Origin of the sequence: Neoroseomonas rubea, assembly GCF_016106015.1 — a bacterium.
GTDB classification, from domain to species: Bacteria; Pseudomonadota; Alphaproteobacteria; order Acetobacterales; family Acetobacteraceae; genus Neoroseomonas; species Neoroseomonas rubea.
This window is the reverse complement of the sequence record NZ_JACADQ010000606.1, coordinates 1-1234: the sequence shown is the minus strand read 5'-3', so window position 1 is coordinate 1234 and position 1234 is coordinate 1. Positions and strand designations below refer to the sequence as shown.

At 73.3% G+C, this 1234-nt stretch carries 1 protein-coding gene; it reads right to left on the bottom strand.

What is annotated here, in order from left to right; all coding sequences use genetic code 11:
* Positions 1 to 230: 230 nt before the first annotated feature.
* Positions 231 to 1076 carry an inositol monophosphatase family protein gene (locus HW577_RS25255; protein WP_232475239.1) on the bottom strand — a complete coding sequence of 282 codons (846 nt, stop codon included), beginning with the start codon at positions 1074 to 1076 and terminating at the stop codon, positions 231 to 233.
* Positions 1077 to 1234 lie beyond the last annotated feature (158 nt).

The following is a 1234-nucleotide window of genomic DNA, read 5'->3' as shown; positions in this document are numbered from 1 at the left end:
CGGGCGCCGGTTCGGGCAATTCGGCCGGCGCATCCTGCGCCCGCGCGGCAAGGGGGGCGAGGAGCAGGGCGAGCGTGGCGCGACGGCGCGTCATGGTCCGCCCACGGATGCGTCGTGCGAGGCGCACGCCTCGGGCGTGACGCGGGCCGCGCCCGTTCGGGCGCGTCGCGCGGACCGCACGCCCGCGGCGTGGCGGCCTTCCGGCCGATCCGAAGATGTCGCGCCTCTCGTCATCCCGCCGGGCGCGCCTTCACCGCGGCGATTCCCTCGGCCACCACTTCCCGCAGCTTGGGCTGCAGGATGGGGTTGCCGGCGACGACATGGCCGCTGGCATAGGGGTCGCCGCCATCGGTGTCGGTCGCGAAGCCGCCGGCTTCCTTCACCATGATCAGCCCCGCGGCGATGTCCCACTTGTTGAGGCCGAGTTCCCAGAAGCCGTCGTAGCGCCCGGCCGCGACCCAGGCGAGGTCGAGCGCCGCCGCGCCGAAGCGCCGGACCCCGGCGACCTGCGGCATGATGCGATGGAGGATGGAGGAGAATTCCGCCTTGCGGGGCACGCCCGCGAAGGGGATGCCGGTGGCGAAGACCGCGTCCTTCATCTCCCGCCGGCCGGAGACGCGCAGCCGCCGGTCGTTGAGGAAGGCGCCCACGCCCTTTTCCGCCCAGAACAGGTCGTCGGAGGCCGGGTTGTAGACCACGCCGGCCATGATCTCGGTGCGGTCGGCGTCGATCCGCTTCTCGATGCCGACCGAGATCGCCCAATGCGGGATGCCGTGCAGGAAGTTGGTGGTGCCGTCCAGCGGGTCGACCACCCAGCGCCATTCCCAGGATTCGTCGCCCGAGGCGCCGGATTCCTCCATCAGGAAGGCGAAGCCGGGGCGGGCCTTGGACAGCTCCTCCTTCAGCGTCTGCTCGGCGCGCAGGTCGGCGGTGGAGACGAAGTCCGACGGGCCCTTCACGCTGACCTGGAGGTTCTCGACCTCTCCGAAGTCGCGCAGCAGGCGGCGGCCGGCCTTGCGCACGGCCTGCGTGACGACCTGCATGGCGGGGGAAAGGCGTGCGGAAACAGGCGGCATGCGCGGGGGGAACCTTCGGCGTGTGAAAGAGCGGCGCAGGGGTAGCGGAGGAGGGCCCCTCGGGCCAGCCCCCCGGCGTCAGCGGCGGCCGGCGCGGTCCACCGGCCCGCCGCGGTTCATCGGCGTGCCCGGGCGCACGCCCGGCCCCGGCGCGCCCA

Bases quoted from the DNA above. Each gene is read 5' to 3' on its own strand.
- HW577_RS25255 (WP_232475239.1), bottom strand. From the start codon at position 1,076: ATGCCGCCTGTTTCCGCACGCCTTTCCCCCGCCATGCAGGTCGTCACG.